Raw genomic sequence first — 15,535 nt, forward strand, 5'->3', positions numbered from 1 at the left:
GATCGGGTCATGGTCGGGAGATGGCCCCTCGGCCCCGGCGTTTCAAGCGCCGGACGGTCAGCTCTTCTTGGTGCCCCGCGCCGGCTTGGCGGGCGCCGCACCGACCGCGCCGCGGGCGTGGCGACGGATGAAGTCGGCCATGCGCGGCTGGATGTTGGCGCGGAACTTCGAGCCGTTGAAGACGCCGTAGTGGCCGACGCCGGGCTGGACGTAGTCCATCTGCCTGTCGGGCGAGAGGTTGGAGCACAGCGTGTGCGCCGCCTGGGTCTGGCCCATGCCGGTGATGTCGTCGAGCTCGCCCTCGACCGTCAGCAGCGCCGTGTTGCGGATCGCCGACGGGCGGACCGGCCGGCCGCGATGCATCATCCGGCCCTCGGGCAGGTCGTGGTCGAGGAAGACGGTGCGGATGGTCTGGAGATAGAACTCCTTGGTGAGGTCCATCACCGCCATGTACTCGTCGTAGAAGTCGCGGTGCTTCTCGGCCGACTCGCCATCGCCCTCGACGAGGTGCTGGAAGAATTCCTTGTGGGCGGAGACGTGGCGGTCGAGGTTCATCGACATGAAGCCGCCGAGCTGCAGGAAGCCCGGATAGACCTCGCGGAAGGCGCCGGCATGGGGGAAGGGCACCCGCATGATGACGTTGCGCTCGAACCAGCCGAGGCCCTTGTCGTGGGCGACCTTGTTGACCGCGGTCGGCGAGATGCGGGTGTCGATCGGCCCGCCCATCAGGATCATCGCGGCCGGCGACAAGGGATCGCCGTCCTCCTCCATCAGCGACACGGCGGCGAGCACCGGCACCGAGGGCTGGCAGACGGCGACGATGTTCACCCCGGCGCCGAGGTGGTGGACCATCTCGATCACGTAGTCGATGTAGTCGTCGAGATCGAAGCTACCGGCGGCGAGCGGCACCATGCGGGCGTCGATCCAGTCGGTGATGTAGACCTCGTGCGCCGGCAGCATCGCCTCGACGGTGCCGCGCAGAAGCGTCGCGTAGTGGCCCGACATCGGCGCGACGATCAGCACCTTGGGATCGGCGGCGCGGCCCTCAGGCAGCTCGCGGCGGAAATGCAGCAGGTTGCAGAAGGGCTTCGACCAGACGAACTCTTCCGTCACCGGCACCTCCGCCCCGTCGACCACCGTCGTCGGCAGATCGAAGGACGGCTTGCCGTAGCGCCGGGTCGAGCGTTCGAAGACCTCGAAGCCGGCGGCGAGCGAGCGGCCGAGCGCGGTGCCGGCGAGCGGATTGAAGGGGCTGCGGAAGGCCCAGCGGCCGACTTCGGCCGCGACGCGCATCGGGCGGAGCGCGGCGTGGTTCAACTCGTAGAGCTGGTAGAACATGTGTCCGGTTTCCGTCCCTGCGGGCCGATCGGGGTCCGTCGGCCTCTGGTATATTTCGGTCGATCACTATGCGGCCGAGAACCGCGCGCACCAAGGCCGGCGCGGTCGGCAATTGGTCTTAGCGGTACCTACCCCAACGTCACCCGGCGACGATCGCGTCATTCGCCCTGCTGGACGAGCGATCCGGCCCGGCGCGCGCTGTCGAGGAGGCGCGAGAAGGCGACGATGCCGGCGGCGAGCCACAGGAGGTTCAGCCCCACCGCCGAGGCGAGCAGGTCACTGCGGAAGGTGTGGTCGACGAGGACGGCGCGCAGGCCCTCGAAGACATGGGTCGGCGGCAGCGCCCAGGCGACCGGCTGCAGCCAGACCGGCAGGGTGGCGACGGGGTAGTAGACGCAGGTGATCGGCATCAGCACGAACATCAGCGACCACGACAGCGCCTCCGCGCCCAGCCCGTGGCGCAGCAGGATGCCGACGATGACGAAGGCGAGCGCCCATCCGGTCGCCACCAGATTGGCGAAGAAGCCGACCAGCGCCAGACCGAGGCCCCAGATGTTGAAGCCGAAGAAGGGGATGGCGATCAGCGTCACCGGGATCATGCCGATCGCCAGCCGGATCATCGACACGACCATCAGGGCGGCGACGAATTCCGAGGTCTTGAGCGGGCTCATCAGCAGGTTGCCGAGGTTGCGCGACCACATTTCCTCGAGAAAGGCGAAGGCGAAGCCCTGTTGCGAGCGGAGCAGCACGTCCCACAGCAGCAGGGCCGCGACGAAGAGGCCGCCGGCGCCGGCGAAATAGGGTGACTTCGACGTGACGTAGGACTGGACGAAGCCCCAGGTCAGCATCTGCACCGTCGGCCAGTAGATCAGCTCCACCGTGCGCGGCCAGGAGTTGGAGATGAGGTACCACGAGCGCAGTACCAGCGCGCCGACGCGGGAGAACGAGAAACCCGAAGCGGCGCTCATGGCGTCTCCTCCACGATGCCGGCGCGGGCGCGTTCCTCGGCCGTGCCGCGGCCGCGGGCGACGTCGAGGAAGACCTCCTCCAGCCGGTCGCGACCGAAGCGCTGCATCAGTTCGGCCGGCGTGCCGCGCGCCGCCACCTTGCCGGCGGAGAGGATGACGACGTCGTCGCAGAGCCGTTCGACCTCGTCCATGTTGTGCGAGGCCAGCAGCAGCGAGGCGCCGGTCTCGGCGCGGAAGGCCTCGAGGCGCGAGCGCACCCAGTCGGCGGTGTCGGGATCGAGCGAGGCGGTCGGCTCGTCGAGGAGCAGCAGGCTCGGCCGGTTGAGCAGCGCCTTGGCCAGCGCGACGCGGGTCTTCTGCCCGGCCGAGAGCGCGCCGGCGCGACGGTCGAGGAAGGGATCGAGGGCGAAGGCCTCGGCGAGTTCGGCGATGCGGCCCTCGGCATCGGCGACGCCGTAGAGCCGGGCGAAGACCTTCAGATTCTGCCGGACGGTCAGCCGGTGGGGCATGTCGACGTAGGGGCTCTCGAAGTTCATCCGCGCCAGCAGCCCCGAGCGATCCTCGGCGAGTTCGGACCCCAGCACGCGGATGGTGCCGCCGTCGGGGCGCACCAGACCCATGATCATGCCGATGGTCGTCGTCTTGCCGGCGCCGTTGCCGCCGAGCAGGCCGAGCGTGCGCCCGGCGGGCAGGCGAAAGGAGATGCCGTCGACCGCGCGGACGGGGCCGAAGGTCTTGACGAGGTCGACGACCTCGAGCGCGAGCGGGACGGAAGAGGGGGCGGCGGGTTCGGACAACGCGAATTCGATCCTTGGTACGCTTCTCTGCCTGCCGTACGATCGTATAGGCTGACGACGGCGTGCGTAAGACGCCTTGTCGGAGAAGACGGGAATGTTGGGGGTACTGGCCGATTTCGGCGACAGTTCGGTGCGCTCGCTCAGGCTCGATACGCTGGTCAGGCTGCGCTGGCTGGCGGTGGCGGGCCAGACCGTGGCGATCCTCTTCGTGCGCTTCGGGCTCGGCTTCCATCTGCCGATCGTCGCCTGCCTCGCCTTCGTCGCCGCCTCGGTCGGGCTCAACCTGACGCTCCGCTCGCATTTCTCGTCGATCTACCGGCTCGACGGCATCCACGCGACGCTGCTGCTCGGCTGGGACGCGCTGCAGCTGACCGGCCTCCTGTGGCTGACCGGCGGGCTGGAAAATCCCTTCGCCTGTCTGCTGCTGGCGCCGGTGCTGGTGTCGTCGGCGTCGCTGCCGCCGCGCTCGACGGCGTTGCTCGGGGTCTTCGTCGCGGTCGCCACCACCGTGCTCGCGGCCTGGCACGCGCCGCTGCCGTGGGGCGGCGGCGACGCGCCGCCGGAGCTGCCGGTGCTCTACGTGCTCGGCCAGTGGCTGGCGCTGATCCTCACCCTCTCCTTCTCGGCGCTCTACGCCTTCCGCGTCGCCGACGAGAGCCGCCGTCTCGCGGAGGCGATCAAGGCGACCGAACTCACCCTCCAGCGCGAGAGCCATCTCGTCGCGCTCGACGGGCTCGCCGCCGCCGCCGCCCACGAACTCGGCACGCCGCTCGGCACCATCACCGTCGTCGTCCGCGAGATGGAGCGCGAACTGCCGCCGGGCTCGCCGCTCGCCGAGGACGTGGCGCTGCTCCGGAGCCAGGCGGAACGTTGCCGCGAGATCCTGCGCAAACTGTCGTCGATGGGCGAGGACCCCGACGCCTTCTTCGCCCGCCAGTCGCTCGGCGAGGTGGTCGACGAGGTGCTCGAACCGTTCCGCGGCCTCGGCACCGAGCTCGAGGTGATCGAACGCGGCCAGGGACCGGAGCCGATCGCCCGGCGCAGCCCGGCGATTCTCTACGGCCTCGGCAACATCGTCGAGAACGCCGTCGACTTCGCCGAGTCCAGCGTCGTCGTCGCCCTCGCCTGGGACGAGCGCGAGGTGACCGTCATCGTCTCCGACGACGGGCCGGGCTTCTCGCCGGGGGTGCTGGAGCGTCTCGGCGAGCCCTGGGTGACGACACGCGAGCAGGCGCTCGACGAAGAACCCGACGCGGGCGGCCGTGCCGACGGCGAGACCGGCGGCGGGCTCGGTCTCGGCTTCTTCATCGCCCAGACCTTCCTGATGCGTTCGGGCGCGCGGGTGACCTTCGAGAACAAGCGCTTTCCCGCCCACGGCGCGGAAATCCACATCCAGTGGCCGCGCGCGCTCTGGCCGCTCGCCGAGGAGGGTCTCGGGTCGTCGAACTTCCCTGCTCACGAGGACGAATCGCCACGCCGGCGCGAATGAGATCGAGGTGCGGCGATCTGCGCGCCAGACGTGTGTTCCGGTATTTACCGCGTCAGGATTTCGTTGATCCGTCAATCGCGTATCCGCCGCGCATCGGTGTGCCAACGTATTGTGGAATTGGAATTCCACTCATAAACTCGCCGCCCAATCGGGTGTCGGGGTGCCCGCAAAGAGAACAACGGTGACGATCATGACGGACGTGTCGCAGGCCCTCGCGGCCGATGCGGAGAAGAGCCTGCTCATCGTCGACGACGACAAGGCCTTTCTGCAGCGCCTGGCTCGCGCGATGGAACTGCGTGGTTTCGAGGTGGAGACGGCTTCGACGGTGGCCGAAGGACGTGCCCGGGTCGACGCCCGCTCGCCCGCCTTCGCGGTGGTCGACATGCGACTGGCCGACGGCAACGGGCTCGACGTCGTCGAGCACCTGCGCGAGAAGCGGCCGGAGGCGCGCATCGTCGTGCTGACCGGTTACGGCAACATCGCCACGGCGGTGTCGGCGGTGAAGCTCGGGGCGACCGACTATCTCTCCAAGCCGGCCGATGCCGACGAGGTGATGCGGGCTCTGCTGCGTTCGACCGACGAGCGGGCAGAACCGCCGGAGAACCCGATGTCGGCCGACCGGGTGCGCTGGGAGCACATCCAGCGGGTCTACGAGCTGTGCGAGCGCAACGTGTCGGAGACGGCGCGTCGGCTCAACATGCATCGCCGCACACTGCAGCGCATCCTCGCCAAGCGCGCGCCGCGCTGAGGCGCAGACGTCGGGCCGATCGACCGATCACGCCCCACCCGGGTGCGGCGTGTTTTTCGTCGTGCTCAGATCTCGATCTCGACGTTGCCGAGCAGTCCCGGCTCGAGGAAGCCGAAGAGCCGAGCCGCGGCGGCGCGCGCGAAGCGCAGCGTCGTCGCCTTGCGGGTGGCGGCGGCGAGGCGATGTTCCGGCGCCTCGCGCAGGATGTCGGCACCGTGGGCATCCGCCAGCATCAGGCCGCAGTCCTCGGGGAAGATGTCGAGCGGCACGCGCGGGCTGGTGGCGAAGAACAGCCGGTCGCAGTGCGCCCGGTAGAACGGCCACTTGCGATCGACCCGGAAGTCCTCGACCGACGACTTGACCTCGACGATCCAGATCTCGCCGGAGGCCGAGAGCCCCATCAGATCGGCGCGCCGACCGGAAGCGAGCGGCAGTTCCTCGACCACCGCGAAGCCGAGGCGGACGAGATGGCGCCGGGCCCCGCGGGTGACCAGGAGCGTCTCCTCCGGACGGGAGGGGGCGGGCAGATCACCTTCCGGATCGAGCGGGCCGTCCATCATTTCCACCAGGGAAAGAACACCACGGTGACGAGGCCGAAGAGCGGCAGGAGGATGCCGCCCGACCACAGGAGATAGCCGAAGAACGACGGCATCTTCACGCGGCTCTCCTCGGCGATCGCCTTGACCATGAAGTTGGGCGCGTTGCCGATGTAGGAGTTCGCCCCCATGAAGACGGCGCCGCAGGAGATGGCGAGCAGCGTCCAGGGGATGTCGTTCATCAGGTGCTGCGGGTCGCCGCCGGCGAGGTTGAAGAACACCAGATAGGTCGGCGCATTGTCGAGGAACGACGACAGGATGCCGGTCATCCAGAAATACATGGCGTTGTTCGGCGTGCCGTCGGCCTGGGTGACCAGGGCGACCAGCGGCGCGAAGGCGCCCTTCTCCGCCGCCTTGAGCATGGCGATGACGGGGATGATCGTCACGAAGATGCCGGCGAAGAGCTTGGCGACCTCGAGGATCGGCCCCCAGGAGAATTCGTTGGCGGCCCGCACCGCCTTGGGCGTGATCGCCAGGCTGACGAGACCGGCGGCGACCAGGATCAGATCGCGGGCGAGGTTCTGCAGCTCGACGGCGACGCCGCCGACGTGGAAGACGATACCCGGCTTCCACGATCCCGACAGCAGCACACCGGCGACCACCACGCCGAGGAGCGCGATGTTGGGCAGGCCGACCAGACCGATGTGGGCGGTCTCCGGGGTCGGATCGAAGCGCGCCTTGAAGGCCTCGTCGACGTGGTAGAGGCGCTGGTCGAGGACGAAGAAGACCGCGAGCAGGACGGCTGCACAGAACAGCGTCTCCTCCAGCATGTGTTGCGTCGTCCAGAAGAAGCTGACGCCCTTCAGATAGCCGAGGAACAGCGGCGGATCGCCGAGCGGCGTCAGCGAACCGCCGATGTTGGAGACGAGGAAGATGAAGAAGATCACGACGTGGACGTTGTGACGGCGTTCGTCGTTGGCTCTGAGCAGCGGCCGAATGAGGACCATCGAGGCGCCGGTGGTGCCGATCAGCGAGGCGAGCAGAGTGCCGCCGGCGAGGATCGAGGTGTTGAGCCGCGGGTGGCCGTGGAGGTTGCCGGTCACCAGGATGCCGCCCGAGATGGTGAAGAGCGACCACAGCAGGATCACGAAGGGCAAGTATTCGGCGAGCGCGACGTGCAGGACTTCGCCGCCGGTCAACGCCGCCCCGTGGCCGATGGCGAAGGGCACCGCGAAGGCGAGCCCCCAGGCGGCGGCGACCTTGCCGAAGTGGTGATGCCAGAAGTGCGGCGCCGCCAGCGGCAGGACGGCGATCGACAACAGGATGCCGGCGAAGGGGATCGCCCACCAGACGGAAAGGGCCGCTCCGTCGATGCCGTGCGCCTCGGCCGCCCTGGCCGGGTCGACCGCGAGCGACACGAGACCGATGGCCATCACTGACGAGATGGCGTTCCGCGCGAACCGAACCATGCATTCCCCCCTGCTTCTTGCGCGCCAGATTAACGGGTCCGACGGGAATGCCAACCGGATCCGTCACGGCGTGACGGTGGGGAACGCCCCCGTCGGCCACGCATCTGCTCCGCGAATCCTGCCTACCGAACCGGGCCTTGCACCCCGCCTTCGGCCTCGCCGCCCGCGAGTGGAACGAGACATCGCCGGGAGCGTCGGCGTCCCGGCACGTCCGGCCCCGCACCCGCGGACGTCTCGCCCGACCCGATCCTCCCGGCCCACCTGACGCGCCGGACCCACCCGATCCTCCTCCCCCCGGGCGCCAGCCCCGATCTGCCTCGCTCTCCCGCCCGCGTCTCCTCCCCTCGCGCCTCACCCCGATCCTGCGCCCCGCTCCCCCCTTGCACCCCGCCCGGTTTCGTGGCACACGTATTGAACGCTGTTCAAAACAAATCCACGATCCGTGCTCTTTCGGGATTGCGTCCGGCGAAGAAGCAGTGAGGATCGGCGAAACCCGAATTCAGGGCGCAGGAAACGAACCCGATGTCGCGATCCCTCCTCACGACCCGCCGTTTCGCGGGCCTCTTCTGGTGTCAGTTCTTTTCCGCGCTGAACGACAACTTCCTGAAGAACGCCCTGGTTTTCCTCATTCTCTGGCGGTTGGGGGCGGAGGCGGCGGGGCCGCTGGTGGCGCTGGCGGCGGCGACGCTGATGGCACCGTTCTTCTTCTTCTCGGCGCTCGGCGGCGAGATCGCCGACCGTTTCGACAAGGCGCTGGTGGCACGGCGGCTGAAGCTCGCCGAGCTGCCGGTGGCGGGACTGGCAGTCGCCGGCTTCGCGCTCCACTCGATCCCGACGCTCTTCGCCGCCCTTCTCGGCTTCGGCATCATCGCCGCGCTGTTCGGGCCGGTGAAGTACGGCATCCTTCCCGACCAGCTCGACAAGGGCGAGCTGCCGGCCGGCAACGCGCTGATCGAGGCGGCGACCTTCCTCGCCATCCTGATCGGCACGGTGATCGGCGGCTGGGCGGCCTCCGAAGGCGGCGATCCGCTCAGCCTCGCCTTCATCATGATCGTCTTCGCGATCGGTGCCGTCGTCGCCGCCTATACGATGCCGATGACCGGCCGCGGCGTGCCGGGCCTGCCGATCCACGCCAACATCTTCGCCTCGACCCTCGGCCTCTTGCGTGATCTCGCCGCCGACCGACGCCTGCTGTGGGCCGGTCTCGCGTCGAGCTGGTTCTGGGCGGTCGGCGCGGTGGCGCTGGCGCTGTTGCCGACCGTGGTCAAGGGCCCGCTCGGCGGCGCCGACGAACTGGTCACGCTGCTGCTCGCGGTCTTCGCCATCGCCATCGCCATCGGCTCCGGCCTCGCCGCCTGGCTGTCGGGCCATCGCACCGTGCTGGTGACGACGCCGCTCGCCGGGCTGATCATCGCCGGCGCCGCGATCGACGCCGCCTGGACGCTCGCCCACGTGGCGCCGCGCAGCGGCGTGCTCGGCGTCGCCGGCGCCTTTGCCGATCCGACGACGCGGCGCTTCGCCGTCGACATGTTCGTGCTGGCGGTCGCCGGCGGTCTGTGGATCGTGCCCGTCTTCGCCGCCCTGCAGGGCTGGGCGCCGGAAGCGGCGCGCGCCCGGGTGGTCGCCGCCGTCAACGTGCTCAACGCCGCGATCATGACGGTCTCGGCGCTCGCGGTGGCCGCGGCGCAGGCCTCGGGTGCCAGCTTCCCGGCGGTGTGGATCGCCGTCGGCGTGGTCGGCCTCGTCGTCTCGGTCGTGACCTGGCGGACGCTGCCGTCGCATCCGATGCGCGACGCGCTGTTCCTGTTCTACCGCATCTTCTTCCGGTTGGAGGTCGAGGGCGCCGAGCATCTGGAGCACCTCGGGCCGCGCACCGTGGTGGCGCTGAACCACGTCTCCTTCCTCGACGCCGGTCTGGCGCTGGCCTTGATGGAGCGCGAGCCGGTCTTCGCCATCGACAGCGGCATCGCCCGCAAGTGGTGGGTGAAGCCCTTCCTGAAGGTCGCGCGCGCCATGCCGCTCGATCCCCTGAAGCCGATGGCGACGCGCACGCTGATCCACGGCGTCGAGAGCGGCGATCCGCTGGTCATCTTCCCCGAGGGGCGGCTCACCGTCACCGGTTCGTTGATGAAGGTCTACGACGGCGCCGGCCTCGTCGCCTCCAAGACCGGGGCGAACGTCGTCCCGGTCCGCATCGAAGGCCTCGAGCAGACCTTCCTGACGCGCCTCGACCGCTCGCTGGTGCGCCGCCGGCTGTTCCCCAAGGTGCGGGTGACCGTGCTGTCGGGTCGGCCGCTCAGCGTCGACCCGACACTCGCGGGCCGGGCCCGCCGCCGCGCCGCTGGCTCCGCGCTCTACGACGTGATGTCGGACCTGCTCTATCGCACCGCCCATGTCGATCGCTCGGTGATCGACGCGCTGATCGACGCCGCCCTGCACGAGGGTCCGTCGCGGGTGGCGCTGGAGGACCCGATCGCCGGCACGCTCTCCTATCGCAAGCTGCTGATCGGCGCCCGGGTGCTCGGCGAGAAGCTCGCCGCACTCGCTCCGGTCGACGGCGCGGTCGGCCTGATGATGCCCAACGCCAATGCCGCGGTCGCCGCCTTCTTCGGCATCCACTCGGCCGGCCGCGTGCCGGCGATGATCAACTTCACCGCGGGCGCCGCCAACATCGGCGCGGCGGTGAAGGCGGCGGAGATCGGCACCATCGTCACCTCGCGCGCCTTCGTCGAGAAGGCCCGTCTGGCGCCGCTCATCGAGGCGCTGTCGGGGCAGGTCGCCTTCCTCTTCCTCGAGGACGTGCGCGGCACCATCGGCACGTTCGACAAGCTCCGCGCCCTGCTGTTCTGGAAGCGGCCGATCGTGCGGCGTGGGCCCGACGACCGGGTGGCGGTGCTCTTCACGTCCGGTTCCGAGGGCACCCCCAAGGGCGTCGTGCTGTCGTCGCGCAACATGCTGGCCAACACCGCACAGGCGGCCGCCCGCATCGACTTCGGCCGCGCCGACAAGGTGCTCGACGTGCTGCCGATCTTCCATTCCTTCGGCCTGACGGCGGGTCTGGTGCTGCCGCTGGTCTCCGGCGTGCCGGTGTTCCTCTATCCCTCGCCGCTCCACTACCGGGTGGTGCCGGAACTGGTCTACGGCTTCAACGCCACGATCCTCTTCGGCACCGACACGTTCCTCGCCGGCTATGCCCGCGCCGCCCACCCCTACGACTTCCGCTCGCTGCGCTACGTCGTGGCCGGCGCCGAGCCGGTGAAGGAGACGACGCGGCGGACCTGGATGGAGAAGTTCGGCCTGCGCATCCTCGAGGGCTACGGCGTCACCGAAACGGCGCCGGTCGTTGCGCTCAACACGCCGATGTTCAACCGCTTCGGCACGGTCGGCCGGCTGCTGCCCGGCATGGTGCCGACGCTAGAGCCGGTGCCCGGCGTCGCGATCGGCGGACGCCTCCATCTCGAGGGGCCGAACGTCATGCTCGGCTATCTCCGCGCCGAGGCGCCGGGCGTGCTGGAGCCGCCGGCGAACGGCCGCCACGACACCGGCGACATCGTCTCGATCGACGCCGACGGCTTCGTCACCATCCTCGGCCGCGCCAAGCGCTTCGCCAAGCTCGGCGGCGAGATGGTGTCGCTGGCGGCGATCGAGAAGCTCGCGGCGATCGCCTGGCCCGACGCCCCGGCCTCGGCCGCCTCGGTGCCGGACCCGAAGAAGGGCGAACGGGTGATCCTGGTGACGACCCAGGCCAACGCCACCCGCGCCGACATCCAGGCGGCGGCACGTTCGATCGGCGCGTCGGAACTGATGATCCCGTCGGAAGTGGCCGTCTGGGAGACGATGCCGCTGCTCGGCACCGGCAAGACCGACCACCTCACCGTCACCCGCATGGTGCGCGAGACCTTCGCCGCCAAGGCGGCGGAGGGTTGATCGACGGATCGCGCCGCCGGCCTCAGGCGAGGCCGGCGAGGGCGCGGTAGTCGTCGAGGCGGGCGTGCGGCGAGACGATGCGGGCGAGAAGGCTCGGCGCCTCGACCGCCAGATCCTCGGCGAAGATCCGCGCCATGCGGCTCCATTTGGTCTCCGCCTCCTCGGCGCCGGCCGCGACCGCGCCTCGGGTCAGCAGTGCGCCGCCGAGCGCGAGGCCGAAGAGGCGGAGATGGGTCTGGGCGACGAGGAGGCGATCGGCGTCCTTCGTCTCGCCCGCGAGGAGATGCGCCGTCGCCGTCTCCAGCGCGTCGAGCGCCGCGTCGAGACGGGCGGCCGACGCGCCGAGGATCGCCCGGCCGGCGTCGACGTCGGCGCGCGCCTCGGCGATCAGGCGGGCGACGTCGGCGCCGCCGTCGCGGCCGATCTTGCGCATGACGAGGTCGATCGCCTGGATGGCGTTGGTGCCCTCGTAGATCGGGGCGATGCGGATGTCGCGGAAGAGCCGGGCGGCGCCCGTCTCCTCAATGAAGCCCATGCCGCCGTGGATCTGCACCCCGAGGGATGCGACCTCGCAACCGACATCGGTCGAGAACGCCTTGACGATTGGGGTCAGCAGCCCGGCGCGGAGATCCGCGGCTGCGCGGGCTTCCGCGGTCGGGGCCGCGCGGGCGCGGTCGATGGCGGTCGCGGCGCAATAGGCGATGGCGCGCGCCGCCGCGGTCAGCGCCTGCATCCGGGAAAGCGTGCGGGCGACGTCCGGGTGGGCGGCGATCGGCGCCGGGGCGGGGAAGCCCTCGGCGCGGCCCTGCCGCCGCTCGAGGGCGTAGGCACGGGCCTTCTGCGTCGCCTTCTCGGCGATGGCGACGCCCTGGAGCCCGGTCGCCAGCCTTGCCTTGTTCATCATCGTGAACATGCAGGCGAGGCCCTCGTTCTCGCGGCCGATCAGCCAGCCGGTCGCGCCGCCTTGGTCACCGAAGACCATGGTGCAGGTGGGGGACCCCTTGATGCCGAGCTTGTGCTCGATGCCGGCGCAGCGGACGTCGTTCTCGGCCCCGAGCGAGCCGTCGTCGCCGACGAAGCGCTTCGGCACCAGGAAGAGCGAGATGCCCTTGACGCCGGCCGGCGCGTCGGGGAGCCGCGCCAGCACCAGATGGAGGATGTTCTCCGCCAGATCGTGCTCGCCGAAGGTGATGAAGATCTTCTGGCCGGTGATCCGATAGGTGCCGTCGCCGGCGGGCACCGCCCTGGTCCGGAGCAGCGCGAGGTCGGAGCCCGCCTGCGGTTCGGTCAGGTTCATCGTGCCGGTCCAGGTGCCGGCGACGAGATTGGGCAGATACGTCGCCTTGATCGCGTCGGAGGCATGGGCCTCGAGCGCGTCGGCCGCACCCTGGCTCAGCACCGGCAGGGTCGACAGCGCCATGCAGGCCGAGGTCAGCATCTCCATCGTCGCGGTGCCGACCGCCGTCGGCAGGCCGGAGCCGCCGAAGGCTTCCGGTTGCGCGACCCCGTTCCAGCCGGCCGCCGCCCAGTCGGCATAGGCCTCGCGGAAGCCCGGCGGCGTGGCGACGCGGCCGTCGGACCAGGCGGCACCGACGGTGTCGGAGACGCGGTCGAGCGGGTCGATCCGGTCTTCGCAGAACTTCGCCGCCTCCTCGAGGATGGCGACGAGGTCGTCGCGGTCCATCGCCGGTTCGCCGCCGGGGCCGGGGGCGATCGCGGTCAGGGTGAAGAGGATGTCTTCGACGGGGGCGCGCCAGCTCATGGGCGATCTCCTCTGCCGGCTCAGTGGAAGCCGAGGTAGCTTTCGACGATGCGGTCGTCGCGGGCGAGATCGGCGGCGGGCCCGGAGGCGATCGCCTCGCCGAGTTCCATCACGTGGGCGTGGTCGGCGCTCGCGAGCGCCGCCCGGGCGTTCTGCTCGACCAGCAGGATCGCGACGCCCGAGGCCCTGAGATCGGCGACGATGCGGAAGATGTCGGCAACGATGCGCGGCGCGAGGCCGAGGCTCGGCTCGTCGAGCATCAGCAGCTTCGGCCGGCTCATCAGCGCGCGGCCCATCGCCAGCATCTGGCGTTCGCCGCCCGACATGGTGCCGGCGAGCTGGTCGCGGCGCTCCTTGAGGCGCGGGAAGCGGTCGTAGACCTCGGCGATCGTGTCGCGGGCAACGGCGCGCGGCACGCGGAAGCCGCCGAGCACCAGATTGTCCTCGACCGTCATGGTGGAGAAGAGCTCGCGCCGCTCCGGCACCAGACAGAGGCCGAGGGCGACGCGTTCCTCGACGCCGAGACGGCCGACGTCCTGCCCGGCGAAGCGGATCGACCCGGATGCGAGCGGCAGGGCGCCCATGGTGGCGTTGAGCAGCGTCGACTTGCCGGCACCGTTGGCACCGATCACCGTGACGATCTCGCCGGCACGGACCGCGAGCGAGACGCCGCGTACCGCCTGGACCTTGCCGTAGGCGACGGCGGCGGAGGTGACTTCGAGCAGCGCGTCGGTCATGCCGCACCTCCGAGATAGGCTTCGAGCACCGCCGGATGGGTCTTGATGACCTCGGGCGGGCCTTCGGCGATCTTGGTGCCGAAGTCGAGCACCACGATGTGGTCGGTCAGCCCCATGACGAAGCCCATGTCGTGCTCGACCAGCAGCACGCTCATGCCCTCGGCACGCAGTTTCTTCAGAAGCTCGGCGAGTGCCTCCTTCTCGAAGTGTCTGAGACCGGCGGCGGGTTCGTCGAGCAGCAGCAGCTCGGGGTCCATGGCGAGCGCGCGGGCGATCTCGACGACGCGCTGCTGGCCGAGCGCCAGCGATCCCGCCGGTTTCGTCATGTGCTCGGCGAGGCCGACGCGTTCGATCTGGATCGCCGCTTCCTTGAGCAGCCGCGCCTCGTCGCGCCGGTCGAGGCGCAGCAGCGTGGCGAGGAGCCCGGCCCGGCCGCGCAGGTGAGCGCCCATGGCGACGTTCTCGAGCACGGTCATCTCGGGCTCCAGCTTGACGTGCTGGAAGGTGCGGGCGACGCCACGACCGGCGATCGCCTGCGGCCCGGTGCCGGAGATCGTGGCGCCGTCGAAGGCGACGCGGCCGGCGGTCAGCCGGGTCACGCCGGTGATGAGGTTGAAGGTCGTGCTCTTGCCGGCGCCGTTGGGGCCGATCAGGGCGACGATCTCGCCGCGGCCGACCCGGAACGACACGTCGTTGACCGCGGTCAGGCCGCCGTACTGCTTGCGCGCCGCCTCGAGCACCAGGAGCGGCGTCTTGCGGGCGTGGTCGATCGTCCGGCGGGCGAGCGGATCGGCCGTCTGCGGCGCGGTCTTCGGACGCTGGTCGAGGAGCGTCGCCAGATGCGGCCAGACGCCGTCGCGGGCGACCTGGAGGAGGACGACGAGGACGAGGCCGAAGACGACGCCCTCGAGCTGCATCGAGGTGCCGACGACCGCGGGCACGAGGCGCTGCAGCGCCTCCTTCAGCAGCGTCACCAGACCGGCACCGACCACCGCACCCCAGATCTGGCCGGAACCGCCGACCACCGCCATGAAGAGATATTCGATGCCGGCATTGAGGCCGAAGGGCGAGGGCGTCACGGTGCGCTGGACATGGGCGTAGAGCCAACCCGACAGGCTGGCGAGCAGCGCTGCCCAGACGAAGACGACGAGCTTGGTGCGGCTCGCGTCGATGCCGAAGGCCTCGGCCGCGATCTGGCCCTTGCGCAGGGCGCGGATGCCGCGGCCGATGCGGCCGTCGAGGAGATGCGTCGTCAGGATCGCCGCGCCGATCACCGCGCCCCAGATCACGAAGTGGACGGCGCGCGGATCGGTCAGCGCATGGCCGGCGATCTCCAGCGGCGGGACGCCGGAGATGCCGTCGTGGCGGCCGAGGAGCTCGATCTTGCCGAAGAGGTAATAGAGCGAGAGGCCCCAGGCGAGCGTGCCGAGCGGCAGGAAGTGGCCGGAGAGCCGCACGGTGATCAGCCCCAGCACCCAGGCGACGGCGCCGGAGACCGCGAGCGACACCGGCAGGCCCGCCCAGGGCGACCAGCCGTACCGTGTCGTCAGCACCGCGGTCGCATAGGCGCCGAAGCCGCAGAAGGCGGCTTGGCCGAAGGAGGTCATGCCGCCGACGCCAGTGAGCAACACCAGCCCCATGGCGACGAGGGCGGCGAGGCCGACGTTGCCCAGGAGCCCGATCCAGAAGACCGGCACGAAGGGCACGAGCGGCACGACGGCGAGGAAGCCGACGAAGGCGAGGAAGACATGGCGCGGGTTCATG

General features: G+C 70.2%; 11 protein-coding genes. 3 read left to right on the forward strand and 8 right to left on the reverse strand.

Translation table 11 applies throughout. The features are described 5' to 3' along the window. Nucleotides 1-57: 57 nt before the first annotated feature. The 3 genes from ACT53U_RS18515 to ACT53U_RS18525 all read right to left on the reverse strand — a co-directional run bounded on the left by ACT53U_RS18515 (nucleotide 58) and on the right by ACT53U_RS18525 (nucleotide 3,103). Complete coding sequence (locus ACT53U_RS18515) at nucleotides 58-1,338, reverse strand: polyhydroxyalkanoate depolymerase (protein WP_476157313.1); 1,281 nt, start codon at nucleotides 1,336-1,338, stop codon at nucleotides 58-60. A 158-nt stretch (nucleotides 1,339-1,496) separates the two neighbouring features. Next, nucleotides 1,497-2,306, reverse strand: coding sequence for an ABC transporter permease (locus ACT53U_RS18520; RefSeq protein WP_476157315.1), 810 nt, complete (start codon nucleotides 2,304-2,306; stop codon nucleotides 1,497-1,499). Then, on the reverse strand, nucleotides 2,303-3,103 hold the full coding sequence (locus ACT53U_RS18525) for an ABC transporter ATP-binding protein (protein ID WP_476157316.1): 801 nt from the start codon (nucleotides 3,101-3,103) through the stop codon (nucleotides 2,303-2,305). The genes ACT53U_RS18520 and ACT53U_RS18525 overlap by 4 nt, the downstream gene beginning before the upstream one ends. Nucleotides 3,104-3,197: 94 nt before the next feature. On the opposite strand from ACT53U_RS18525, the gene ACT53U_RS18530 reads away from it, so the two are divergent. Together ACT53U_RS18530 and ACT53U_RS18535 are read left to right on the forward strand one after the other, a co-directional pair. After that, nucleotides 3,198-4,592 carry an ActS/PrrB/RegB family redox-sensitive histidine kinase gene (locus tag ACT53U_RS18530; protein WP_476157317.1) on the forward strand — a complete coding sequence of 465 codons (1,395 nt, stop codon included), beginning with the start codon at nucleotides 3,198-3,200 and terminating at the stop codon, nucleotides 4,590-4,592. A gap of 190 nt (nucleotides 4,593-4,782) precedes the next feature. Continuing rightward, nucleotides 4,783-5,340 carry an ActR/PrrA/RegA family redox response regulator transcription factor gene (locus tag ACT53U_RS18535; protein ID WP_476136021.1) on the forward strand — a complete coding sequence of 186 codons (558 nt, stop codon included), beginning with the start codon at nucleotides 4,783-4,785 and terminating at the stop codon, nucleotides 5,338-5,340. Between the two features lie 65 nt (nucleotides 5,341-5,405). On the opposite strand, the gene ACT53U_RS18540 is transcribed toward ACT53U_RS18535, so the two are convergent. Beyond that, nucleotides 5,406-5,897, reverse strand: a complete 492-nt coding sequence (locus ACT53U_RS18540) for an MmcB family DNA repair protein (RefSeq protein WP_476157319.1) — start codon at nucleotides 5,895-5,897, stop codon at nucleotides 5,406-5,408. Continuing rightward, nucleotides 5,897-7,309, reverse strand: a complete 1,413-nt coding sequence (locus ACT53U_RS18545; protein ID WP_476157321.1) for a sodium:proton antiporter — start codon at nucleotides 7,307-7,309, stop codon at nucleotides 5,897-5,899. The genes ACT53U_RS18540 and ACT53U_RS18545 overlap by 1 nt, the downstream gene beginning before the upstream one ends. 558 nt (nucleotides 7,310-7,867) lie before the next feature. Here ACT53U_RS18545 and ACT53U_RS18550 point away from each other — a divergent pair. After that, nucleotides 7,868-11,272: an acyl-[ACP]--phospholipid O-acyltransferase gene (locus tag ACT53U_RS18550; RefSeq protein WP_476157322.1), complete on the forward strand. Its 3,405-nt coding sequence runs from the start codon at nucleotides 7,868-7,870 to the stop codon at nucleotides 11,270-11,272. Between the two features lie 22 nt (nucleotides 11,273-11,294). On the opposite strand, the gene ACT53U_RS18555 is transcribed toward ACT53U_RS18550, so the two are convergent. Genes ACT53U_RS18555 through ACT53U_RS18565 form a run of 3 tightly spaced genes read right to left on the reverse strand, consistent with a single transcriptional unit; the run spans nucleotide 11,295 to nucleotide 15,534 of the window. Beyond that, complete coding sequence (locus tag ACT53U_RS18555) at nucleotides 11,295-13,034, reverse strand: acyl-CoA dehydrogenase family protein (protein WP_476157323.1); 1,740 nt, start codon at nucleotides 13,032-13,034, stop codon at nucleotides 11,295-11,297. Between the two features lie 20 nt (nucleotides 13,035-13,054). Then, nucleotides 13,055-13,771, reverse strand: coding sequence for an ABC transporter ATP-binding protein (locus ACT53U_RS18560; RefSeq protein WP_476157324.1), 717 nt, complete (start codon nucleotides 13,769-13,771; stop codon nucleotides 13,055-13,057). Next, nucleotides 13,768-15,534: a branched-chain amino acid ABC transporter ATP-binding protein/permease gene (locus ACT53U_RS18565; RefSeq protein WP_476157326.1), complete on the reverse strand. Its 1,767-nt coding sequence runs from the start codon at nucleotides 15,532-15,534 to the stop codon at nucleotides 13,768-13,770. The genes ACT53U_RS18560 and ACT53U_RS18565 overlap by 4 nt, the downstream gene beginning before the upstream one ends. Between the last annotated feature and the right edge of the window lies 1 nt (nucleotide 15,535).

The organism is Pinisolibacter sp. DMC19, from assembly GCF_056313985.1.